This is a genomic window from Polyangium sorediatum (genome assembly GCF_029946465.1).
Taxonomy (GTDB): Bacteria; Myxococcota_A; Polyangia; order Polyangiales; family Polyangiaceae; genus Polyangium; species Polyangium fumosum.
Map to the genome: position 1 here is coordinate 1 of NZ_JARZHI010000054.1, position 18,430 is coordinate 18,430.

Annotated in this window: 14 protein-coding genes, 2 tRNA genes and 1 pseudogene; 4 read left to right on the plus strand and 13 right to left on the minus strand. The window is 69.2% G+C overall.

Features of this window, described 5'->3' with window-relative positions; all coding sequences use genetic code 11:
* Positions 1 to 377, minus strand: a pseudogene (locus QHF89_RS37100) (hypothetical protein); the annotation flags it as partial.
* Positions 378 to 667: 290 nt separating this feature from the next.
* Between QHF89_RS37100 and QHF89_RS37105 the strand changes: the two are divergent.
* A complete protein-coding gene (locus QHF89_RS37105) occupies positions 668 to 2,446 on the plus strand; it encodes a serine/threonine protein kinase (protein WP_136972784.1) in 1,779 nt (592 codons plus the stop codon).
* 32 nt (positions 2,447 to 2,478) lie between these two features.
* Here the strand turns inward: QHF89_RS37105 and QHF89_RS37110 are convergent, their stop codons facing one another.
* The 4 genes from QHF89_RS37110 to QHF89_RS37125 all read right to left on the minus strand — a co-directional run bounded on the left by QHF89_RS37110 (position 2,479) and on the right by QHF89_RS37125 (position 6,868).
* Positions 2,479 to 3,252, minus strand: a complete 774-nt coding sequence (locus tag QHF89_RS37110) for a hypothetical protein (RefSeq protein ID WP_136972785.1) — start codon at positions 3,250 to 3,252, stop codon at positions 2,479 to 2,481.
* Between the two features lie 123 nt (positions 3,253 to 3,375).
* On the minus strand, positions 3,376 to 4,503 hold the full coding sequence (locus tag QHF89_RS37115) for a carboxylate-amine ligase (RefSeq protein ID WP_136929674.1): 1,128 nt from the start codon (positions 4,501 to 4,503) through the stop codon (positions 3,376 to 3,378).
* Positions 4,500 to 5,891 (minus strand): circularly permuted type 2 ATP-grasp protein, encoded by a 1,392-nt coding sequence (locus tag QHF89_RS37120; RefSeq protein ID WP_136972786.1) that lies wholly within the window; start codon positions 5,889 to 5,891, stop codon positions 4,500 to 4,502. Before QHF89_RS37120 ends, QHF89_RS37115 begins: the two co-directional genes overlap by 4 nt.
* Positions 5,888 to 6,868 (minus strand): ATP-grasp domain-containing protein, encoded by a 981-nt coding sequence (locus tag QHF89_RS37125; protein ID WP_136929672.1) that lies wholly within the window; start codon positions 6,866 to 6,868, stop codon positions 5,888 to 5,890. Before QHF89_RS37125 ends, QHF89_RS37120 begins: the two co-directional genes overlap by 4 nt.
* A 184-nt stretch (positions 6,869 to 7,052) precedes the next feature.
* Between QHF89_RS37125 and QHF89_RS37130 the strand changes: the two genes are divergently transcribed.
* Both QHF89_RS37130 and QHF89_RS37135 read left to right on the plus strand, forming a co-directional pair.
* Positions 7,053 to 7,124 (plus strand) — tRNA-Val (locus tag QHF89_RS37130).
* 138 nt (positions 7,125 to 7,262) lie between these two features.
* Positions 7,263 to 7,336 (plus strand) — tRNA-Asp (locus tag QHF89_RS37135).
* A gap of 274 nt (positions 7,337 to 7,610) precedes the next feature.
* On the opposite strand, the gene QHF89_RS37140 is transcribed toward QHF89_RS37135, so the two are convergent.
* Entirely contained in the window at positions 7,611 to 8,438 is an 828-nt protein-coding gene (locus tag QHF89_RS37140) for a hypothetical protein (protein ID WP_136972787.1), read from the minus strand.
* Positions 8,439 to 8,585: 147 nt separating this feature from the next.
* Here QHF89_RS37140 and QHF89_RS37145 point away from each other — a divergent pair, with 147 nt between their 5' ends.
* On the plus strand, positions 8,586 to 9,374 hold the full coding sequence (locus QHF89_RS37145) for an exodeoxyribonuclease III (protein ID WP_136972788.1): 789 nt from the start codon (positions 8,586 to 8,588) through the stop codon (positions 9,372 to 9,374).
* On the opposite strand, the gene QHF89_RS37150 is transcribed toward QHF89_RS37145, so the two are convergent.
* Genes QHF89_RS37150 through QHF89_RS37180 form a run of 7 tightly spaced genes read right to left on the minus strand, consistent with a single transcriptional unit; the run spans position 9,371 to position 18,420 of the window.
* Positions 9,371 to 10,408 (minus strand): hypothetical protein, encoded by a 1,038-nt coding sequence (locus QHF89_RS37150; protein ID WP_136929669.1) that lies wholly within the window; start codon positions 10,406 to 10,408, stop codon positions 9,371 to 9,373. The two genes, QHF89_RS37145 and QHF89_RS37150, sit on opposite strands and share 4 nt — an antisense overlap.
* A gap of 52 nt (positions 10,409 to 10,460) precedes the next feature.
* A complete protein-coding gene (locus QHF89_RS37155) occupies positions 10,461 to 11,798 on the minus strand; it encodes a protein kinase domain-containing protein (RefSeq protein ID WP_284721418.1) in 1,338 nt (445 codons plus the stop codon).
* A 30-nt stretch (positions 11,799 to 11,828) separates the two neighbouring features.
* Positions 11,829 to 13,295 (minus strand): chemotaxis protein CheB, encoded by a 1,467-nt coding sequence (locus tag QHF89_RS37160; protein ID WP_136929667.1) that lies wholly within the window; start codon positions 13,293 to 13,295, stop codon positions 11,829 to 11,831.
* Positions 13,295 to 16,018, minus strand: coding sequence for a response regulator (locus QHF89_RS37165; RefSeq protein ID WP_136929666.1), 2,724 nt, complete (start codon positions 16,016 to 16,018; stop codon positions 13,295 to 13,297). The genes QHF89_RS37160 and QHF89_RS37165 overlap by 1 nt, the downstream gene beginning before the upstream one ends.
* On the minus strand, positions 16,018 to 16,623 hold the full coding sequence (locus QHF89_RS37170; protein WP_170229138.1) for a chemotaxis protein CheW: 606 nt from the start codon (positions 16,621 to 16,623) through the stop codon (positions 16,018 to 16,020). The genes QHF89_RS37165 and QHF89_RS37170 overlap by 1 nt, the downstream gene beginning before the upstream one ends.
* Positions 16,620 to 18,023, minus strand: a complete 1,404-nt coding sequence (locus QHF89_RS37175) for a CheR family methyltransferase (protein WP_136972789.1) — start codon at positions 18,021 to 18,023, stop codon at positions 16,620 to 16,622. The genes QHF89_RS37170 and QHF89_RS37175 overlap by 4 nt, the downstream gene beginning before the upstream one ends.
* Positions 18,010 to 18,420: a chemotaxis protein CheW gene (locus QHF89_RS37180; RefSeq protein WP_136972790.1), complete on the minus strand. Its 411-nt coding sequence runs from the start codon at positions 18,418 to 18,420 to the stop codon at positions 18,010 to 18,012. The genes QHF89_RS37175 and QHF89_RS37180 overlap by 14 nt, the downstream gene beginning before the upstream one ends.
* Between the last annotated feature and the right edge of the window lie 10 nt (positions 18,421 to 18,430).

An 18,430-nucleotide genomic window follows, 5' to 3' on the forward strand; every position in this document is an offset into this window, starting at 1 on the left:
GGAGCCTGGGGGGCCGACTCGGGCGCGGGCGCAGCTTGCGGAACGGGCGGAGGTGCAGCTTGCGGCGACGGCGCGGGCGGCGGCGGCGCGGCCGCGGCTTGCGGCGCAGGTGCAGGTGCAGGTGCAGGCGCAGCTTGCGGCGCGGCCGCGGCCGCAGCCGCAGCCGCGAGCAGGGGCGCGATGTCCGCGGCCGCCTTGAAGAGCTCGAGCGACCGCATGTCCTTGTCCGCGTCGGAGGCTTGCTCCGCGGCGCGCTTCAGCCAGCGCAGCGCTTCGGCTCGCTCCCCGCGGCCCCACAGCGCGGAGGCCGTCGACAGCGCCCAGTGGACATCCTCGTCGTCGTCGTCTTTCGGGGGCGGGATCGGGCTATCAACCATGGTCGTCGCGCTCGTTTGCCTCGCAGTTTGCCCATACCACGACTCTCCTCGCGCCGTCTCTCGCCGCGCACGGGCCCGCCCCGGCGTGTGCCCCCGCCCCTCCGGAACCCCCCTGAATTTTCTTCGCTCGCACCTCTCGCATGTGCGGAAAACCCCTTCGCGTACCGATTCCGCTGCTTCCTCTTGAGCCGCGAGCGGCGATCGTGACACCCTCCCCTGCGCGGTAGCCTTCGCTCCCCTTTTCCCTCGCGGTCCCGCTGCCGAGGACGCATCCCAGAGGATCCTCGTTCGTGCTTCATAACCGAGATCTCAAGCCCGGCGTCACGCTAGGACGCTACGAGATCCTCATGCCCGTGGCGCAGGGCGGGATGGCCGCCGTGTGGGCCGCGCGCATGGTCGGCTCGCGCGGCTTCCAGAAGCTCGTCGCCATCAAGACGATGCTGCCGGGCCTCTCGGAAGATCCCGAGTTCGAGGCGATGTTCCTCGACGAGGCGCGGCTCGCGGCGCGCATCCGGCACCCGCACGTCGCCGAGATCCTCGATCTCGGCGACGAGAACGGCGTGCTCTACATCGTGATGGAGTGGATCAACGGAGAGTCGCTCTTCGTGATCAACCGCAACGCCAAGGATCAAGGTGGCTTCCCCCTCCCCTTGTTCCTGCGCATGCTCTCGAGCGCCTGCGCGGGCCTGCACGCCGCGCACGAGATGCGCGACGACGACGGCCGCCCGCTCGGCCTCGTGCACCGCGACGTGAACCCGGCGAACGTCATGGTCTCGTACGACGGGATCGTGAAGATCGTCGACTTCGGCGTCGCGAAGGCCACGGCGAGCGTCACCATCACGCGCGTGCCCGGCATGCTGAAGGGCAAAGCGCACTACATGTCGCCCGAGCAGATCCGCGGCGATCGGCTCGATCGACGCTCCGACATCTTCTCGCTCGGGATCCTCATGTACGTGATGATCACCGGGCGCCACCCGTTCAAGGCGAGCACGGATAAGCAGACGATGGACAACATCGTCGGCACCGAGCCCGTCCCGATCCGCGATCTCGTCCCCTCGGTGCGCCCCGATCTCGAAGCCGTGGTGATGCGCGCCCTCGCGAAGCGCGTCGACGATCGCTGGTCCGACTGCGCCGAGATGCAACGCGCGCTCGATCAGATCACGAACGCCATCGGTGCCGCCGTGACCGATGGCGACATGGCTTCGTTCGTGCGCAACCTGATGGGCGAGCGATCGTCGCAGCGCCGCGCGGAGATCGCCGCCGCGATCCAGGCCGCGGACGCGCGCGGGGTCGAAGCCGCGGAAGCGCCTGCATCGCGGAAGGCCGAAGGGCCCACGTCACGCCGGCGCAGCGGCGGCACGCCATCGTCGCGCGGCGCTTCGCTCGAAGGCATCATCCCGATCACGCTCGACGGCGGAGAGGTCGCGCCTCCTCCGCCTCCGGTGATCGTCGTCCCCAGCGTGCCGCCTCCCCCGCCGTCTGCGCCGGCGGCGCTCGTCACGTCGAAGCGCAAGCCGTCCGTCTGGCCGTGGCTCGTGCTCGTGCTCGTCGCCGCGCTCGGCGGCGCAGGCGCGGCGCTTCGCATGGGCCACCTGCCCGGGGCCGAGCCGCTCGTCCCGCCGGCCCTCCGCTGGCTCCTGCCTGCGCCCAAGGCCGAGGCCACGCCGGCCCCCGCGCCTCCTCCGCCGCCTGCGAGCATCGCGCCTGCGCCGAGCGCCGTGATGAGCGCGAGCGCCGCTCCTTCCGCGACCGCGCCGAGCGAGGACACGCTCGCACTCGATGCAGGCACGCCGAGCGACGCCGGCAGCGATGCAGAGAGCGATGCCGGACCCGACGCAGGGACCGACGCAGGCGACGCGGGCTCCGACGCGCTCGACGGCGGCTTGCCCGACGGCGGCGGCTACAGGTTTCTCCCGCCGAACCCCGGCGGCGGCTGGAAGCGCATCGACGGCCTCTGGTATCCGCCCCCGTGGTGGAGACCGCCGTCACGCCTGCCGGGCGGAGCCACGACGGCCGCGCCGACGGGCGGCGCGCCCAAGGTCGACACGAACGATCCGTACGGCGACTAGCCCGCCGCCTCCGCGGCGGGCCGAGCGTCTCCTCAGTACAGGCCGGTCTGCTCGGGCAAACAGACGCCCATCGCGCACAGGAGCAGATCGACGTCCGCGCCCGCGCAGCTCACCTGGCGCGCGCAGTAGTCATCGTATGCACACAAACGATGGCAGGACTGATCCGACCCGAGCGCGCGCACGTTCATGAGGCAAGCCCAGCCGGACGTCAGCCACAGACCCTCGGGCTTGTCGAAGAGGCAGACCTCCTTGCGCTCCTCGGAGTCGTAGACCTCGGCCGTGCAGGCGTCGCGCTCGATCTTCTCGCGCGACTTGCCCATCGTGTTGAGCATGTACGTGAAGTCGCAGGCGCCCGCCGACGTCGTGTCACGCGAGACGCGGTAGCGCAGCGAAGGGATGTCGAGCGAGCGTTGACGCACGCCTCGGAGCATCGCGACGAACTGGTTGTTGCCGCCGTCTTCCTTCGGCCCCTCGCGCAGCGCCGCGAGGATCTGCTCGTTCTGCGCCTCGACGCCGGGGTCGTCTTTGTCCGAGTAGCCGAGCCGGATGTACTTCTCGGGCGTCTTCGTCGTGCACGGCTTGGCGTGCTCCCAGAGCTTCTCGCTCACGACGGGCGGGCGCTTCGTCCCCTCACGCTTGCACACCCCGATCGCGCCCGCGGGCACGGCCCCCGATGCACGATCGGTCGGCAGACCCGGCGGCTCCTGGATGAACTCCGTGGACGTGCAGCTCACCGCTCCCACGGACACCACGAGCCCCGTCACGGCGAGGGCGGCGACCCGATGCAACGCTCTCTTCGTTCCCACGAGCGCACGGTATCACCGCGGAGGGCCCGGACAGAAATCCTCGGTGACGAAAGGCGCCTGACCGAAGGTCAAGTACCCGGATCTTTTCGATTTTTGGACGAGGATGGGCGCGAACGGGAGCGCTCAGGCGCCCATCGCGGTCTGCTCGATCAGATGATCGACGATGGCCTGCACGCTCTGCGTCTTCTGGAAGACGGCGAGCTGTTTGTCCGCGCTCGTCCCCTCCCGGAGGATGCCGCGGATGCGATCGAGATCGGCCTCGGACTTGAAGATGGCCGCGGCCTCCTCGACGAAGTCGAGCAGCTCGCCGATGAGCACGCGCACAGGCAACTGCTCCTGCTTGCCGAAGTCGATGAGCTGGCCGTCGATGCCGTAGCGCAGCGCGCGCCACTTGTTCTCCTCGATGAGCTCGCGCGCGTACTCGCGGAAGCCCATGTTCTTCCGGTAGAGCAGGTAGAGCTTGCCCATGAGCGCCTGGATGAGCGCCGTCAGCGCGACGGTGTCGTCGATGCGCGTCGTCATGTCGCAGATGCGCACCTCGACCGTGTCGAAGAACGGATGGGCGCGGACGTCCCACCAGATCTTCTTCGCGTTGTCGATACAGCCCGTCTTCACGAGCAGCTCGACGTACGACTGGAACTGCGCGTACGAGTCGAAGTGGCCCGGGATGCCCGTGCGCGGGAAGCGCTTGAAGATCTCGCTGCGGATGCTCTTCAGGCCTGTCGCGCGGCCGAGCCAGAACGGCGAGCTCGTCGAGAGCGCGAGGAGGTGCGGCAGGAAGTAACGGACCTGGTTCGCGAGCGCCATCGCGACCTCCTTGTCCTTGATGCCGACGTGGACGTGGAGGCCGAAGATCAGGTTCGCGCGCGCGACGTCCTGCAGGTCCTCGACGATCACCTTGTAGCGCTCGCCGTCGGTGATCTCCTGCTTCTTCCAGTCGCTGAAAGGATGCGTGCCGGCCGCGACGATCCGGAGGCCGTGCTTGCCCGCGAGCGCGCTGAGCTCCCCGCGCAGCTCGCAGATCTCCTGGCGCGCTTGCCGGATGTCGCGGCAGATGCCCGTGCCCGTCTCGACGACGGACTGGTGCATCTCGGGCCGCACGCGCTCGCGCAGGACCGAGTGCTTCCCCCCCTCGAGGAGCTGACTCACGTACGAGCGGAGCTCGCGCGTCTCGGGGTGGACGATCTGAAACTCTTCCTCGATGCCGAGCGTGAATTGACCGTCGAGCAGACCCTGGACCGTGGTGCTCATGAATCTCCCTCGATGATGAACGTGGGGACCGTTCCCGCCCCCGCATGAACGTTACACATGTTCGTCGCGGATAACCTGCCCAGCATACCGCCGAGCTCGCCGCGAAACAGGATCGGATCGAGCTCGATGTGGCGCCGCGAGAAGTAGAGCTCGCCCGCCGCGCCGACCTCCGGGAACATCGCCGTCGGTAGCGAAACGCGGAGCTGCAAAACGGACGGATCGAGGAGCGCGAGCTTCAACGCTCGCTCCCACACGCTGCTCTCCACGTTCGCGCCGATCACCACGCCGCGGCCGCCGACCTCGTCGTTCGGCTTGATCACGAGGCGCGCGCGGTTGTCACGCGCCCACGGGACGAGGTCGATCTCCTCGCCGTCCGGGCCTTCGGTCTTCATCTCCTCGACGCGCCTCGTCCACGGGATGAACTGGTGCACGGCGACGCGCTCGTCCTTCGTGTAGAGCGACATCACGCGCGGATCGAAGAGCAAGGCGAAGAGGACCTTCTTGTCGAGCAGCTTCGCGCGGAAGCTGTTCACGACGCACACGACGCGCGCCTTGTACGCCTCGATGAGCGGCCGCACCTCGTCCTCGCGGCCGAGCAGCTCGCTCGTGAGCACGCGGCGGTAGACGAGATCGATCTCCTCGCCCTTCGCCGAGAGCTTGCCGTCGCGGTACTCGAGCTCGCGTGGATCAACGAAGCGCGCCGGGATGCCGTGCAGCCGGAAGCGCTCGCAGATCATGTCGAACTCGGTCCGCGTCGCGACCTCCTGCCAGTCGACGACGGCGACCTTCGGGACGTGCGTCCCGCCGAACTCGTGCCACGCGTCGAGGATCGATCCGACAAGGGAGTTGCCCGCGTAGACCGGCGTGATCGGCGAGATACGGGCGAACTCGCGCATCGGCTGGAAGGCCTCGAAGAGCTCGGTGAGCCGATCGGCGTAGCTCGGGCCGAAGGCGCCCTCGGCGTTGAGCTCGACGAACGAGAGATCGGAGCCTGCGAGGATCGCGTCGAGGCGCGTGACGACGCCGACGGACTCGAAGGCCGGGTTGTAGGAGAAGAGCCGCCGCTCGCCGTCGGTCAGACCCATGAGCTCGAGGAGCGTGGGGTCCGCGAGGACGAGATCCTTCGCCTTGATGACGGCGCTGCGGAAGTGCCGGAGCGCTCCGAGGAGCAGGTTGTACTGGGCGCGGAGGACGAAGTTCGGGCGGAGGAACGTGCAGAGAGGACGACCAGCGAAGACGGCGCCTCGCGCCACCATGCGCTCGAGCAGGGCGAGGTGATCCTCGCCCCCTCGATCTACGTAAGCCGTGAGCGCGTCGTGGTAGCGGTCGACGGCTGCGTCGAGCGCGGCGGTGAAGGGGTGCTTCGACGGCCGCTCGTGGTGGGTCACGTGCTTCTATCCCACCGGATGGGTTCGACTTCGGCCGCCATCTTGCTCCAGGCGTAACGGTCGCGGATCGTGCGGCCTTCCTTGGCGGCGCGGACGCAGAAGTCGACCATCCAGTCGGTGACCGTGTCGAAGAAGCGCTCGCCGAGGTGCTCGATGTGCATGTCGGGCGCGGGGTTCGTGAAGTCGATGGCGTAGGGGACGCCATCCTTGATGGCAAACTCGACCGAGTTCATGTCGTAGCCGAGCGCGTGGTTCAGGCGCAGCGCGTCGTTGACGATGCGGTCGTGCAGATCCTGCGGCAGCCAGCGCTCCTGGTCGCGGAAGATGTAACGACCGCGGAGCCCGGTCGGGCCGATCTGCTTCGGGTCGTACTGGATCGTGAGGACACGCTCGCGGCCGATGCAGATGCAGCGCGCGTAGTCGTCGAAGTCGATGAACTCCTGCAGCGTCATCACGTTGAGGTTCGAGTCGTTGTACGCGCGGAGCAGATCCCCCGGCGTGCGCACGACCGTCACGTCCTTCCAGCCGCCGCCGTCGGCGGGCTTGAGGATCGCGGGGAACTTCACGTAGTCGACGATCGCTTCCCAGTTCAGCGGGAACTCGAGGTTGCGCAGCGAGCGGTTCTTGTCGATCGCGGGGATGTAGTCCTTCTGCGGGAGCATCACCGTGCGCGGCGTGGCGACGCCGAGGCGCGAGGCGAGCGAGTAGCCGAAGAACTTGTCGTCGGCGCTCCACCAGAGGGGGTCGTTGATGACGTACGCGCCGCCGAGCGCCGCGGCCTTGAGGTAGAAGCGGTAGTGCTTGACCTCCTGGCTGATGCGGTCGACGAGGACGCGGTACGGAGAGACGAAGCGCTCCGGCGTCCCTCCGATCTTCGCGAACTCCGCGTGGATGCCCGGGACCCGGTTGCACCGATCGATGAACGCCTGGGGGAAGGACTGCTCCCAGCCAGCGAGAATGCCGATCCGCTCCGTCATGCGACTCTCCGTTCCTCCTCGGGCCGCCCGAAGCGGCCAGGGCGCGCCTTCGATCGTGCGCCCGCGCCGTCGACTCTAGCCCGATTGTCCGGGCGGGCGGAAGTTTGGCGTGGCGGGATCCGCCCCAGAAAAAAACCTCTTGACGGAAAAGGCTCCCTGAGTAGACTCCGCGGCCTCTCCGTCGGGGCGGGTAGCTCAGCGGTAGAGCATTGGCCTTACAAGCCGATGGTCGCAGGTTCGAACCCTGTCCCGCCCACCCGGTTCCTTATCGAAGTTGATGAGGGTCGGCGGCGGAAAGAAAAAAGAAAACAGGGGCTTGCAAACGGGAAACAAGGCTGGTAGATACCGGCCCCGTCAGCGAGAAAGAAACAGCGACGACGCAGTTCGCCACATTGGGGTGGTAGTTAAGTCGGTTATAACGCCGGCCTGTCACGCCGGAGGCCGCGGGTTCGAGTCCCGTCCACCCCGCTTCCCTGTATGCAGTACAGAACAGCCGATCCCGAAAGGGTTCGGCTGTTTTGCTTTTGTCCGCCCGCCCGGCGCTCCCCTGCCCTGCTCGATGCGCGGAGGTCTCCGAGGGCGTTGCCCAGGCGTCGCGCGAGTGAACCTCCTGCGCCTGTGCATCGACCGCATCGCGGTCGATGCACCAAAGGTCCAGGGCTGGCCCTGGTCCGGGTCCAGGGGTGGACAACCCCTGGTCGGGTCCGGGGTGAAACCCCGGCGAGACGCAGCGGCCCCGCTCTCAGGACTCGGAGACGGTCCCCGCCTTTGAGACGTTGAACGAGAACGACTTCGCGCCGCTTTTCAGCGTGACCTCGATGGTGTCCTCGTCGACGCGACCGAAGCTCATCTCGATCGAGCGCTCCTTGGGATCGGCGAGCCTGTAGGTCCCTGCCTGCGGCACGGGATCGACCCAGCGGAACTGCACGCCCTCGATCGCGAGGTCCCACGTGCCGCCCTGCCCTGTCCATGAGCGCGCGCCGTCGACCTGAAAGCCCTCGGCGAGCCCGCCTTCGAGTGGCCTTTGCGTGCGATCGCCCGTGCCTTTGCCGGTCTTGCCGTCCGAGAGGCGCGTCCAGTCGAGCTCGTGCGCGACGTGGCGGGTCTTGTCGCTCGCGCTCCACGTCACCTCGGCCGTGCCGCTCACCTCGACGCGGCTGTTCGAAAGCTTGGTCCACGTATGGTTCACGACCACGTCGCTCATCTCGTTCTTCGTGACCGTGATCTCGTGCGTGCCGCTGTACGTGTTGCCCTTGTAGGTGCAGCTCCCGGGGTTCTTGCCGTACTCGACCGTGAGCTTGGCGCCTGCGAGCGTGACGGCGGCGCAGGGGAGCTGCGAGGTGACGAAGTCGCGGATCTCCTGCGCGGCGGCCTCGGCGGCCTGGCCGATGGTGAAGTCGGTGGTGATCTCGATGCTGCCCGAGGTGACGTTCTCGGCGTCGCCCGAGATGCTGGCCTCTTGCACGGCTTGCAGGGCCTCGGCCGTCGTCATCTCTTCCTGCTTGCGGCAGGACGTGGTGGCGAGCGTGGCGGGGATCAACAGGGCGATGGCGAAAGCGCGCGTGTTCATGCGAGTCCCTCCTCGATGGGATGTCCTGGAGCTTCGGACACGGGAGCCCCCGCGCGGGTAAAAACCGAGCGCTTGCTCGACATCTCCCGGCCGAAGACTGGTTTTCCTTGACATGGCCCGGCCAAACCTTAGAGCTGTTTTCGACGCATGAAGATCGTGAGCTGGAACGTGAACGGGCTGCGCTCGGTCCTCGGAAAAGGGTTCTGCACGTGGCTCGCGGAGGAGCGGGCCGACATCGTGGGCATCCAGGAGGTGCGCGCGCAGGAGGCGCAGCTCGGGCCGTGCCTGGAGTCGATCGGCGGCGCGTGGCTGCGCGCGTTCTCGTCGGCCGAACGACCGGGGTACAGCGGCGTGGGGCTGCTCTCGCGGCTGCCCGCGGATCGGGTCACGACGTCGATGAGGGACGCGGCGTTCGACGCCGAGGGGCGCGTGCAAATCGCACGCTTTGGTCGGCTCACGCTGGCGAACGTGTACTTCCCGAACGGCAGCGGGCAGAACCGGGACAACAGCCGCATCCCGTTCAAGCTCGCGTTCTACCGACGCCTCTTCGACGTGCTCGAGCCGAGGAAGCGCCGCGGCGATCCGATCCTCGTGATGGGTGATTTCAACACGGCCCACCGGGATATCGACCTCGCGCGGCCGAAGGAAAACGTGAAGACGAGCGGGTTTACCTCCGAGGAGCGCGAGGAGCTCGATCGATGGATCCGCGCCGGCTACGTGGATACGTTCCGCGCCTTCGAGCCGGGGCCCGGGCACTACTCGTGGTGGAGCCAGCGGTTCGGCGTGCGCGCGAAAAACGTCGGGTGGCGCATCGATTACGTGCTCGCGTCGGAGGGCGCGGCGAAGCACCTCAAGCGCGCGTTCCTCTCGCCTCACGTGACGGGCAGTGATCACTGCCCCGTGGGTGTCGAGGTGGAGGACGCGATCGTGGGCTAGCTGCGCGCGGCGAGTGAGAACCAGCACGCCGCCGCGAAGGTATACGGAGCCGCGCGCGGAGGCGTGCTCGTGCGGCGCGCGGCGTCCTCGACCCAGGGCGCGATCGAGGCCATCGGCGACGGGACACGAGGCAGGAGCGCCGGACCTGCGGAGAGCCAATCTTCGAGGTCACGTTCGTCCGCGAGCGTCGTGAGCGCGCCGTCCGCGAGGGCACCGCTCGCGTCCACGTGCACGCGCGCAAGCGTGAGCGATCCATCGAGCGGGCTCTCCACGGAGAGCACGGCCGTGCGCGCGCCGTCCTCGCCCCGTTCCGAGGCGAACACGAGAGCGCGCCCCCCCTCCACGCTCGCGCGTCCCGATGAACGAAACACACGCGCGAGGACGTCGGCCCAGCGCGCGCGTGACGCCTTGCTCGACGCCTCGTGCCAGAGCGACTCGCACAGCCACACGGCCGCCGCGCCGCCCTCCTCGACGATGCGATCCACGGCGCCGTCGCCGATGCCGAGGTCGTCACGACGAACGAGGTCTTCGTACAGGAACGCCGCAGGGACCCGCGCGCGCTTGCGCAGGCGCTCGATCTGCTCGAAGCGGGCGAGGCGGGATTCGAGCGGCTGGCGCGCGACCTTCTCCGAGATCTCGGGCAGGCGCGCAGGCGCCGTGGCGATGCCCGCGATCACCACGAGGAGCTGCGCGTCGTTCATGGCGAGGAGCTCGGTCTGCGTGACCTGCCGCGCGAGCTCCTGCGCGCGCGTCGGATCGACCGAGCGTACGAGCGCGAGCGCGACGGCGCGCCCCTCGATCGGCGCCCGCGCGTCGAGGAGCACGCGGGTGAGCGCGGGCAGATCCGACGTCGTGAGGCCGAGGAACGCGAAGGCGCGCACGTAGATCGGGACCTCGCGCGGGAGTGCGCCGTGCGCGGCGAGGCGCGCGACGAGATCCCTGCGGAGCTCGTCCTTCGTGATCTCCGCGAGCCGCTCGTAGAGCTCCTCGTCGGAGCGAGGTCGCTGTCGAAACAGGTGCTCCGTGTCGTTCATGCCGCGCTCCCCTTCCCCAGGAAATGACGAGCGGCCGAACGATCGGTCCGCGTCACGATTCGAGAATCTTCTGCAACGTAGCTTCGAGCTGGCGTGGATCGAAGCGCTTCGGCAGGACCGCTTGCACGCCGATCACGCGCGCCTCCGCTTCGAGCTCAGGCGTGATGTCGGCCGCGAGCAAGATGAACGGGACGTCGGCGAGGCGGGGGTTCTCGCGCATCGAATGGCAGAGCTCGAGCCCCGACATGCCCTGGAGCGTCCGCTGACAGACGATCGCATCCGGCACGGCGCCGCGCATCGCGGCACGCGCCTCGTCGCCCGTGGAAGCCTCGATGACGGTGTACCGCTGGCCGAGGCTCGCGCGGACGAGCGCGCGCAGCGTGCGCGACTCGTCGACGACGATGACACGTGGTTTCGCCGGACGAACCGTGGCGCGATCCCGCGCCTCGTGGCGGTGGATCGGGAAGAGGCGCGTGAGCGTCTCCATGAGCAGCTCGCTCGGCGGCGGCGAGGTGTGCAGGCGGAGCTTGCCGATCGCGTCGACGATCTCGAGGCCACGCGAGGGGCGGTTGTCGGGGTCGCGATCGAGCAGCCGGTGGACGATCTCGTCGAACTCGGGCGGGACGGCGCGGTTCTGGCTCGACGCGGGGGGCAGGTCCTCGGTCGTGACGCGCTGGATGGTGTGCGCCTCGGTCTCGCCGGTGAACGCGCTCCTGCCCGTGAGCATCTCGAAGAGGACGACGCCGAACGAGAAGAGATCCGAGCGCGCGTCGAGGCGGCCGCGCAGGATGGTCTCGGGCGCCATGTAGGCGAATTTGCCCTTGAGCGTGCCTGCGCCGCCTTGCGTGGGCGAGAGCCGTTCGCGGGCGCGCGCGATGCCGAAGTCGGCGAGCTTCACGACGCCCTCACGCGAGAGGAGGATGTTCGACGGGCTCACGTCGCGATGGACGATGAGCAAGGGACGGCCATCCTCGCCGAGCTTGTGATGCGCGTAGTCGAGGCCGCGCGCGGTCTCGACCGCGATGTGCGCGACCTCGGGGATGCTGAGGCGCTCGCCGCGCTTGCGGAGCTCGTAGAGCGTGGCGCCGAGGCTCGGGCCGTCGACGTACTCGAGGACGAGGTAGTACTGGCCGCCCTCCTCCGCGAACTCGACGACCTGCACGATGTTGCCGTGATGAAGGCGCGACGTGATGCGCGCCTCGTCGCGGAACATCGCGATGAACTCGTTGTTCGACGCGTACTGCGGGAGCACCCGCTTGACGACGACCTCTTTCATGAAGCCGTCGGTCCCCGTGAGGCGGCCGAGGAGTACCTCGGCCATGCCGCCATAGGCGAGCCTGCGGATGATCTGATACTTCCCCAGCCGCTCCGGGAGCTCCGGCTCCTGCATCGGAGGAACCATATCAGCTCCTTTGCTCCTTCAATGGCGCGAGCGCGCCGGGGCACGGACGCGCTCGACGATTTCGGGGCCGAGTTCGTCGAGGGACAAAACGGCATCCGCGTATCCGCGCGAAATCGCGGCACCTGGCATACCGCTTACCACGCAGGAATCCGGCGACTGGACGAGCACACTTCCGCCGGCCGCTTTGATTGCGCGCAGGCCCTCGACCCCATCGTTGCCCATGCCCGTGAGCATCACGCCGAGCGCGCCGTCGCCGAAATGCCGCGCGAGAGATTCGAAGAGCGGCGTGCCCGAGGGGCGATGGTTGCCGACGGGCGGGCCCTCGATCACGCCGATCGTGAGCGGCGATTGCGCGACGAGGTGCTTGCCTTCGGGCGCGAGCGCGATGACGCCGGCGCGCAAGGGCATGCCGTGTGTGGCGAGGCGAACGGGGAGCTGCGTGACCTCGGCGAGCCACTCGGCGAGCGCCTCGTCGAAGCCCGCGAGCACGTGCTGCACGATGAGGATCGGGATCAACGAGGAAGCGGCCGCGAGGCCCGGCAACATCGCGGCGATGGCTGCGGGTCCGCCCGTGGAAGCGCAGATGCCGACGACCGTCGCGCGGTTCTGCGCGCGGAGGCTGCCGCCGCGGCGTGATCGCACCGAGCGCGGCCCGTCGGCCCAGCGACGCACCACGGGGATCTCGGCGAGCATCTTGATCTTGTCGCGCAAGGCGACGGCCTGCGGACCCATCGGATCCCCCCAGCTCGGCCGCGCGATCACGTCGAGCGCGCCGGCCTCGGTCGCGGCGAAGATCTGCGCGGCGGGTCGGCTGCCCTGTTGATCGGAGACGATGACGACGCGGGTCGGCGCGAGGGCCATGATGCGTCGGGTGGCGGCGACGCCGTCGAGGCCGGGCATCATCGCGTCGAGCAGGATGATCTGCGGGTTCTCGCGCACGGCGAGATCCACGGCGCCCTGGCCGTCGCGCGCCATGCCGACGACGTCGATCTCGGGATCGGCCTTGAGGACACGCGCGAGCAACGTGCGACCGACCTCGGTGTCGTCGGCGATGACGACGCGGATCACGGGGCGCACCCTGCGGCTCGAAGGGACGACCGGCGCGGACGGGATCGTGAGCGAGAGGATCGTGGAGACACGCGCGGAGAGCTGGGATCCGTCAACGGGCTTCGGGAAGAAGGCGTCGATGTAGCCGGTGGCCAGAAGATCGCGCTCGCGGAGCTCCTTGTTCGCGCTGATCAGGATGACCTTCGGCGCGAGCGTGCCTCCCTTCTCCTTCACGCGACGCGCGAGCTCGAGCCCGTTCATGTTGGGCATCGCGTAGTCGGTGATGACGAGATCGAAGGGCTGGCTCGACGTGGCCATGCGCGTGAGCGCGTCCTCTCCGTTGCTCGCGACCTCGAGATCGAGGGCGAGTCCGGCGAGGTGGGCGCGCACGATGTCGCGCATCACGACCGAGTCGTCGACGATGAGAACGCGTGCCATCAGGCCCTCCCTACGAGCTCGTTCACGGTCTTCACGAAGACCTCGTGATCGAACTCGCTCTTGACGATGTAGGCATCGGCGCCGACGGCGAGGCCTGCCCGGCGATCATCGTCGGATCCGAGCGACGTGACCAGGACGACCGGAAGCCTCCGAAGCCGCTCATTTTGTCGGATGTTCGAGCAGAGCTCGAGGCCGGACATTTCGGGCATCGAGACGTCGCTCACGACGATGTCGAACGTCTCGAGCTCGAGCGCCGAGAGCGCCTCGTTGCCGTCTGCGACTGCGACGACGTCGAAGCCGGCGACCTCGAGCACCGATCGCTCCAGCGCGCGGGTGGTGAATGAATCGTCGACCAAAAGGAGCCTCGGCTTGGGGCGGTTTTCGACCCTCGGCAGGAGCGCCCGGAAGCGGTCGGCGTCGCGTCCGGAGGCCGAGCGGAGGAGATCGATGGGATTTAACATCAACACGACGCGGCCGTCCCCAAGGATGGTCGCACCTGCGATGTTCCGTACACGAACCAGCGGCGGTTCGAGGTTTTTCGCAAGGACCGTCTGATCACTCACGATCTCCCGGACCGCGAGCGCGCACCGGGTCTCGCCGATGCCGATGACGAGGACCGGGATGCGCTCGGGCGGCGGAGGAAGCTCGACCGGAAGGCCGAGCAGCGTGGCCAGCGGGACGAGCGCGATCGGGCGGCCGTCGACGACGATCGCGTGCGTGCGCTCGACCTCCAGCACATCCGTCGCGCTGATGCGCAAGATGCGCTGGATCGAGGAGATCGGCATCGCGAACTGCTCCTCGCCGACGCGCAGGAGCAGCGAGTGGACGACGTAGATCGTGAGCGGCAGGACGATGACGAAGGAGGTCCCCACGCCCTGCCGCGACTCGACCGTGACCGTGCCGTGGAGCCGCTCGATGTTGGTGCGGACCGCGTCGAGCCCGACGCCGCGGCCCGAGAGCTCGCCGACCTCGGAGCGCGTCGTGAGGCCGGGCGCGAAGAGCAGTTCGAGGACGCGGTGCTCGGGCATCTCCGCCGCTTCGAGCGCCGACGCGAGGCCCGACGCGATGGCCGCGCGGCGCACGCCGGCGATGTCGACGCCGGGGCCGTCGTCGCTGACCGTGATCGTGACGACGTCGCCGCGATGCTCGGCGCGGATGCGGATCGTGCCGCGCGAGGGTTTGCCCGCGGCGGTGCGGGGGCCTGGGTGCTCGCAGCCGTGATCGATCGCGTTGCGTAGGAGGTGGTAGAGCGGATCACGCAGCTCTTCGAGGACCTTCTTGTCGAGCTCGAGTTCGGCGCCCGTGATGACGAGGTCGACCATCTTGCCGGCCTCGCGCGCCATGTTGCGGACCGCCCGCGGCAAGGGCTCGAGCACGCTCGCGAGCGGGAAGGTCTGGATGCGGCGGATGTCCTCCTGGAGCTGGCCCGAGAGGATCGTCGACTGGAGCGCGTCGGCCTCGAACGCGCGCACGATCTCGCGCAGCCTGCGCACGAGGAGGCGCTCGTGTTCGAGGTCCTCGTTCTGGACCTCGACGAGCCGCTCGGACCAGCCTTCGAGCTTCGCCGGCGCCTCGTCGCGCACCATCGCGCGGATCGAGGTCTGCGCTTTGAGGCGCTCTTCCTCGGCGGCGAGGACGGCGCGTAGCTCGGCGAGGCGCTGATCGGTGCGCACGCGCGCGGCGAGGAGTTCACCGACCTGCGCCATGAGCGCCGAGAGTTTTTTCATGGAGACGCGAAGCGTCTCTTCGGTGCTCGAACGAAGCGGCGCAGGCGCGTTCGGGATCTTCGGGAGCTGCCCCGTCGCGTTCGGACCCCGCTCGCTGCCTTGGGCCATCGAGCGGGCCGCGGCCACCGCAGCACCGGCCGAGGTGCCGGGCGAGCCCGCGGACGTGCCGGGCGCGTTGCCACTCGAGGTGCCAGGCGTGACGACAGGCGCAGGCGGCGGCGTGATGCCACCCGGGATCGCGAGGTCCGCGCGCGCGACGTACCCCGTCGAGGGTCCGTACGGGCCGATCGCGGGCGAGCTGAACCCGACTGGCGGAGGCGGACCAAAGCCCGCGGGGATCGGCGCGCCGTCGTAATGCGACGACACGAGGGGCACGCTCGCGTGCGGGTGCGGCGGCGGCTCGCTGTGCTTCGTCTTCGGCTCGGCGTAGCCCGCGTTCACGTTGGGCGGCGGCGCCGCGGCCTCGGCGGCCATCCGGTGCTGCCGCAAGATCGACTGGGGGCTGCGCGATCGCGTCGCGACCGTGATGCCGTCGGCCGGCCGCACGACGGGCGGCGGCGGCGGGGCCGGCAGCGGCAGGGCATGTGAGGGTTTCGAGGCCAGGAGCACGGCTTCGAGGCCCTCGATCGCCTCCAGGATGACGAGATCCGGCTCGGGGTTCGGATCCACGCGCAGCGCGTGGTGCACGGTCGAGAGGCCCGCGTTCAGCGTGTCGAAGACCTCGGGCGCGCGCTCGTAGTCCATCGCGCGGAGCGAGGCGAGGACCGACTCGATCGCGTGCGCGAGGCGCGCCGTGTGCGCGAACCCGAGCGAGCTCGCGGCGCCTTTCATGTTGTGCGCCTGCCGGAACGCCTCGTCGATGAGCTGCTCGCGCGCGCTGCCCTCGGCGCCGCGCTCGACGAGGAGGAGCGCCGTGCCGATGCGCTCGACCTGCTCGACGGCCTCGTTGCGAAGGGTCTCGCAGAGGGCCTCGAACGCCGCGTCGTCGAGGGCCATCAGCCGCGCTCCTCGACGCGCAAGGAGCGGTCGGACAGCAGCGATCCGAGATCGAGGACGACGGTGCGATCCTCGAGCACGCCCAGCGTGTGACGCTGGACCAGCGGGGGAAACGTGGGCATGGCCTTGGCGATCGTGCGGCGGTTGACCTCGATGATATTGTGGAGCGCGTCCGCCGCCACCGCGCAGACGACCTCCGCGTTCGACGCCATGACGAGGTGCTCGGCAGACGATTCGGAGCGCGCGTCGGGCGTGAAGAGCAGCGGCAGATCGACGACGGCGACGATCCGGCCGCGGCGCGCCGCAACGCCGAGGAAATACTCGGGCACGCCGGGGACACGCGTGATCCGGCTCATCGGGCCGACCTCGTCGACGGACTCGAGCTGCACGGCGTAGCGCCGCCCGCTCCGCTCGAAGACGATGCAACTGATCGAGTCGGGCGCGCGATCGAGGCGCGTCGGTTCGCGCGCGATGCGGCGCGTCCGCTCGGCGAGGATGCGCGGGTGGACCTCCCGCTCGCCGGTCTTGCCCTCGCGCAGCTTCTCCTCGAGCTCGGCGAGCGAGGTGCGCAGCTTCTCGTAGACGCTCTCTTCCCGGGCGCTCATTGGATCTCGGTGTCTCGAAACAGCCGGAGCAGCCGGCCCACGGTCATGCCGTCCCATCCCTCGATCGGCGCGTCGACGCCCTTGCCTCGCGCGACCGTGAGGGCGCGCAGGCGTGCGGCGTGGCGTTCGACGAGATCGGGGCGGCCGAGGCGGAGGCCCGCCACGGCCGCGCCCGCATGCGCGAGCATCATCGAGGGATCGAGGTACACGCAGCGGCGGAAGGCGTCGAGCGCGGCTTCGAAGCCGCCGAGCTCGACCAGGAGAAGCCCCTCGAGCAGGTGCGCCCGCGGCTCCTCGGGCTCCTCTTCGAGCAGCGCTTCGAGCTCCGCGAGGGCGGCTTCGAGGTTCCCCGCGTCGGCGTGGGCGAAGGCGCTCGCGAGCGAAGGCGGCGCGCTCGAAGTCAAAGGCGCGGGCGCAGGCTCGGGCACCACGGGCGGAGGCGTCACGGCGGCGACCGGAAACGCGGGCACGCCCTCCGTACGCAGCGCCGGCAAAGGCGCGGGGGGGATCGAGAGAAGCGCATACCGGCGGCCGCGCGGCGACGAGGGCGGCACGCTCACGGGCCCGAAACGCTCGTGCACCACGACCTCGCCGACGTGCACCGCTCGGCACCCGGGCACGTCCCCGGCGTGGTCCACGGGGCCGAACATCAACACGCCGCCCGGCGCGAGCGCGGCCGCGAGCGAGGCGATCACCTCGGGCCGCGCGTCCGGCTCCAGGTAATAAAGGACGTTCTGGCAGAGGATCAGATCAAAGCCCCTCGGAAACACGCTCACGAGCGGGCCTTCCGTGAGCCCGAAGCGACGGAACCGCACGAGGCGACGCACGTCCTCGGAGAGGTGCCAGAAGTCGCCCTCGGTGCGGAAATACTGGCGGCGCACGACCTCGGGCATGTCGCGCAGCGACCACGCCGAGTACCGCGCCGATTCGGCCTTCTGCAAGGAGCGCGGGTTCAGGTCGATGCCCGTGACCTCGACGCGCATCCCCTCGTTCATGGCGGCCTCGCGGAGCACGATCGCGAGCGAGTAGGCCTCTTCGCCGGTGGAGCAGCCGGCGGAGAGCGCCGTGATCACGCGCTCCTTGCGCCGCTTGTGCACGAGCGAAGGGACGATCTCGCTGCGCAGCGCCTCGAACTGCGGAGGCCCACGAAAGAAGTGGGTCTCGCCGACCGTGAGCTCCGCGATGAACGGCTCGAGCTCGGCTATGTCGTGCGAGAGGATCACGTGCTCGAGGTAGGCGTCCGCAGGCGCGCCACGCTCGGCGGCGCGACGCTCGGCCACGCGCTCGATGATCTCGAGGTTGCGGGGGCGCATCTGCAGCCGCGTCCGGGCGCGGACCAGATCGCCGAGGCGCCGCACGACACCCGGATCCGGGGCGCGCCGGTCCTCAGCTCGAGCCATGGTAGGCGTCCTCCGGACCGAGCACGAGCACGAGGTCGTCCTCGATACGCACGACACCCGGCGAACGTACGCCGGCGATCTCCCCCGGCTTTTCGATCGCGTCCTCCTGCACGGTCACCACGTCCCGGACCTCGTCGACCGCGAGCCCGAGCAGCTTTCCTTTCGCGGCCCGGACGATGACGAGGTGCTGGTAGAACGGCAGCGGCTTCGTCTGCGAGAGTCGCCCGCGCAGATCGATCACCGGCACGACGCGGCCACGCAGGTTGATCACGCCGAGCACCTCGGGGGGCGCGTCGGGCACGTGATCGAGCTGCACACGCGGGATGATCTCGACCACGTGCTCGCACGGGATCGCGCACGGGCGGCCGCCCATCCGCGTGAGGACGAGGTTCGTCACCCCGCCGTCC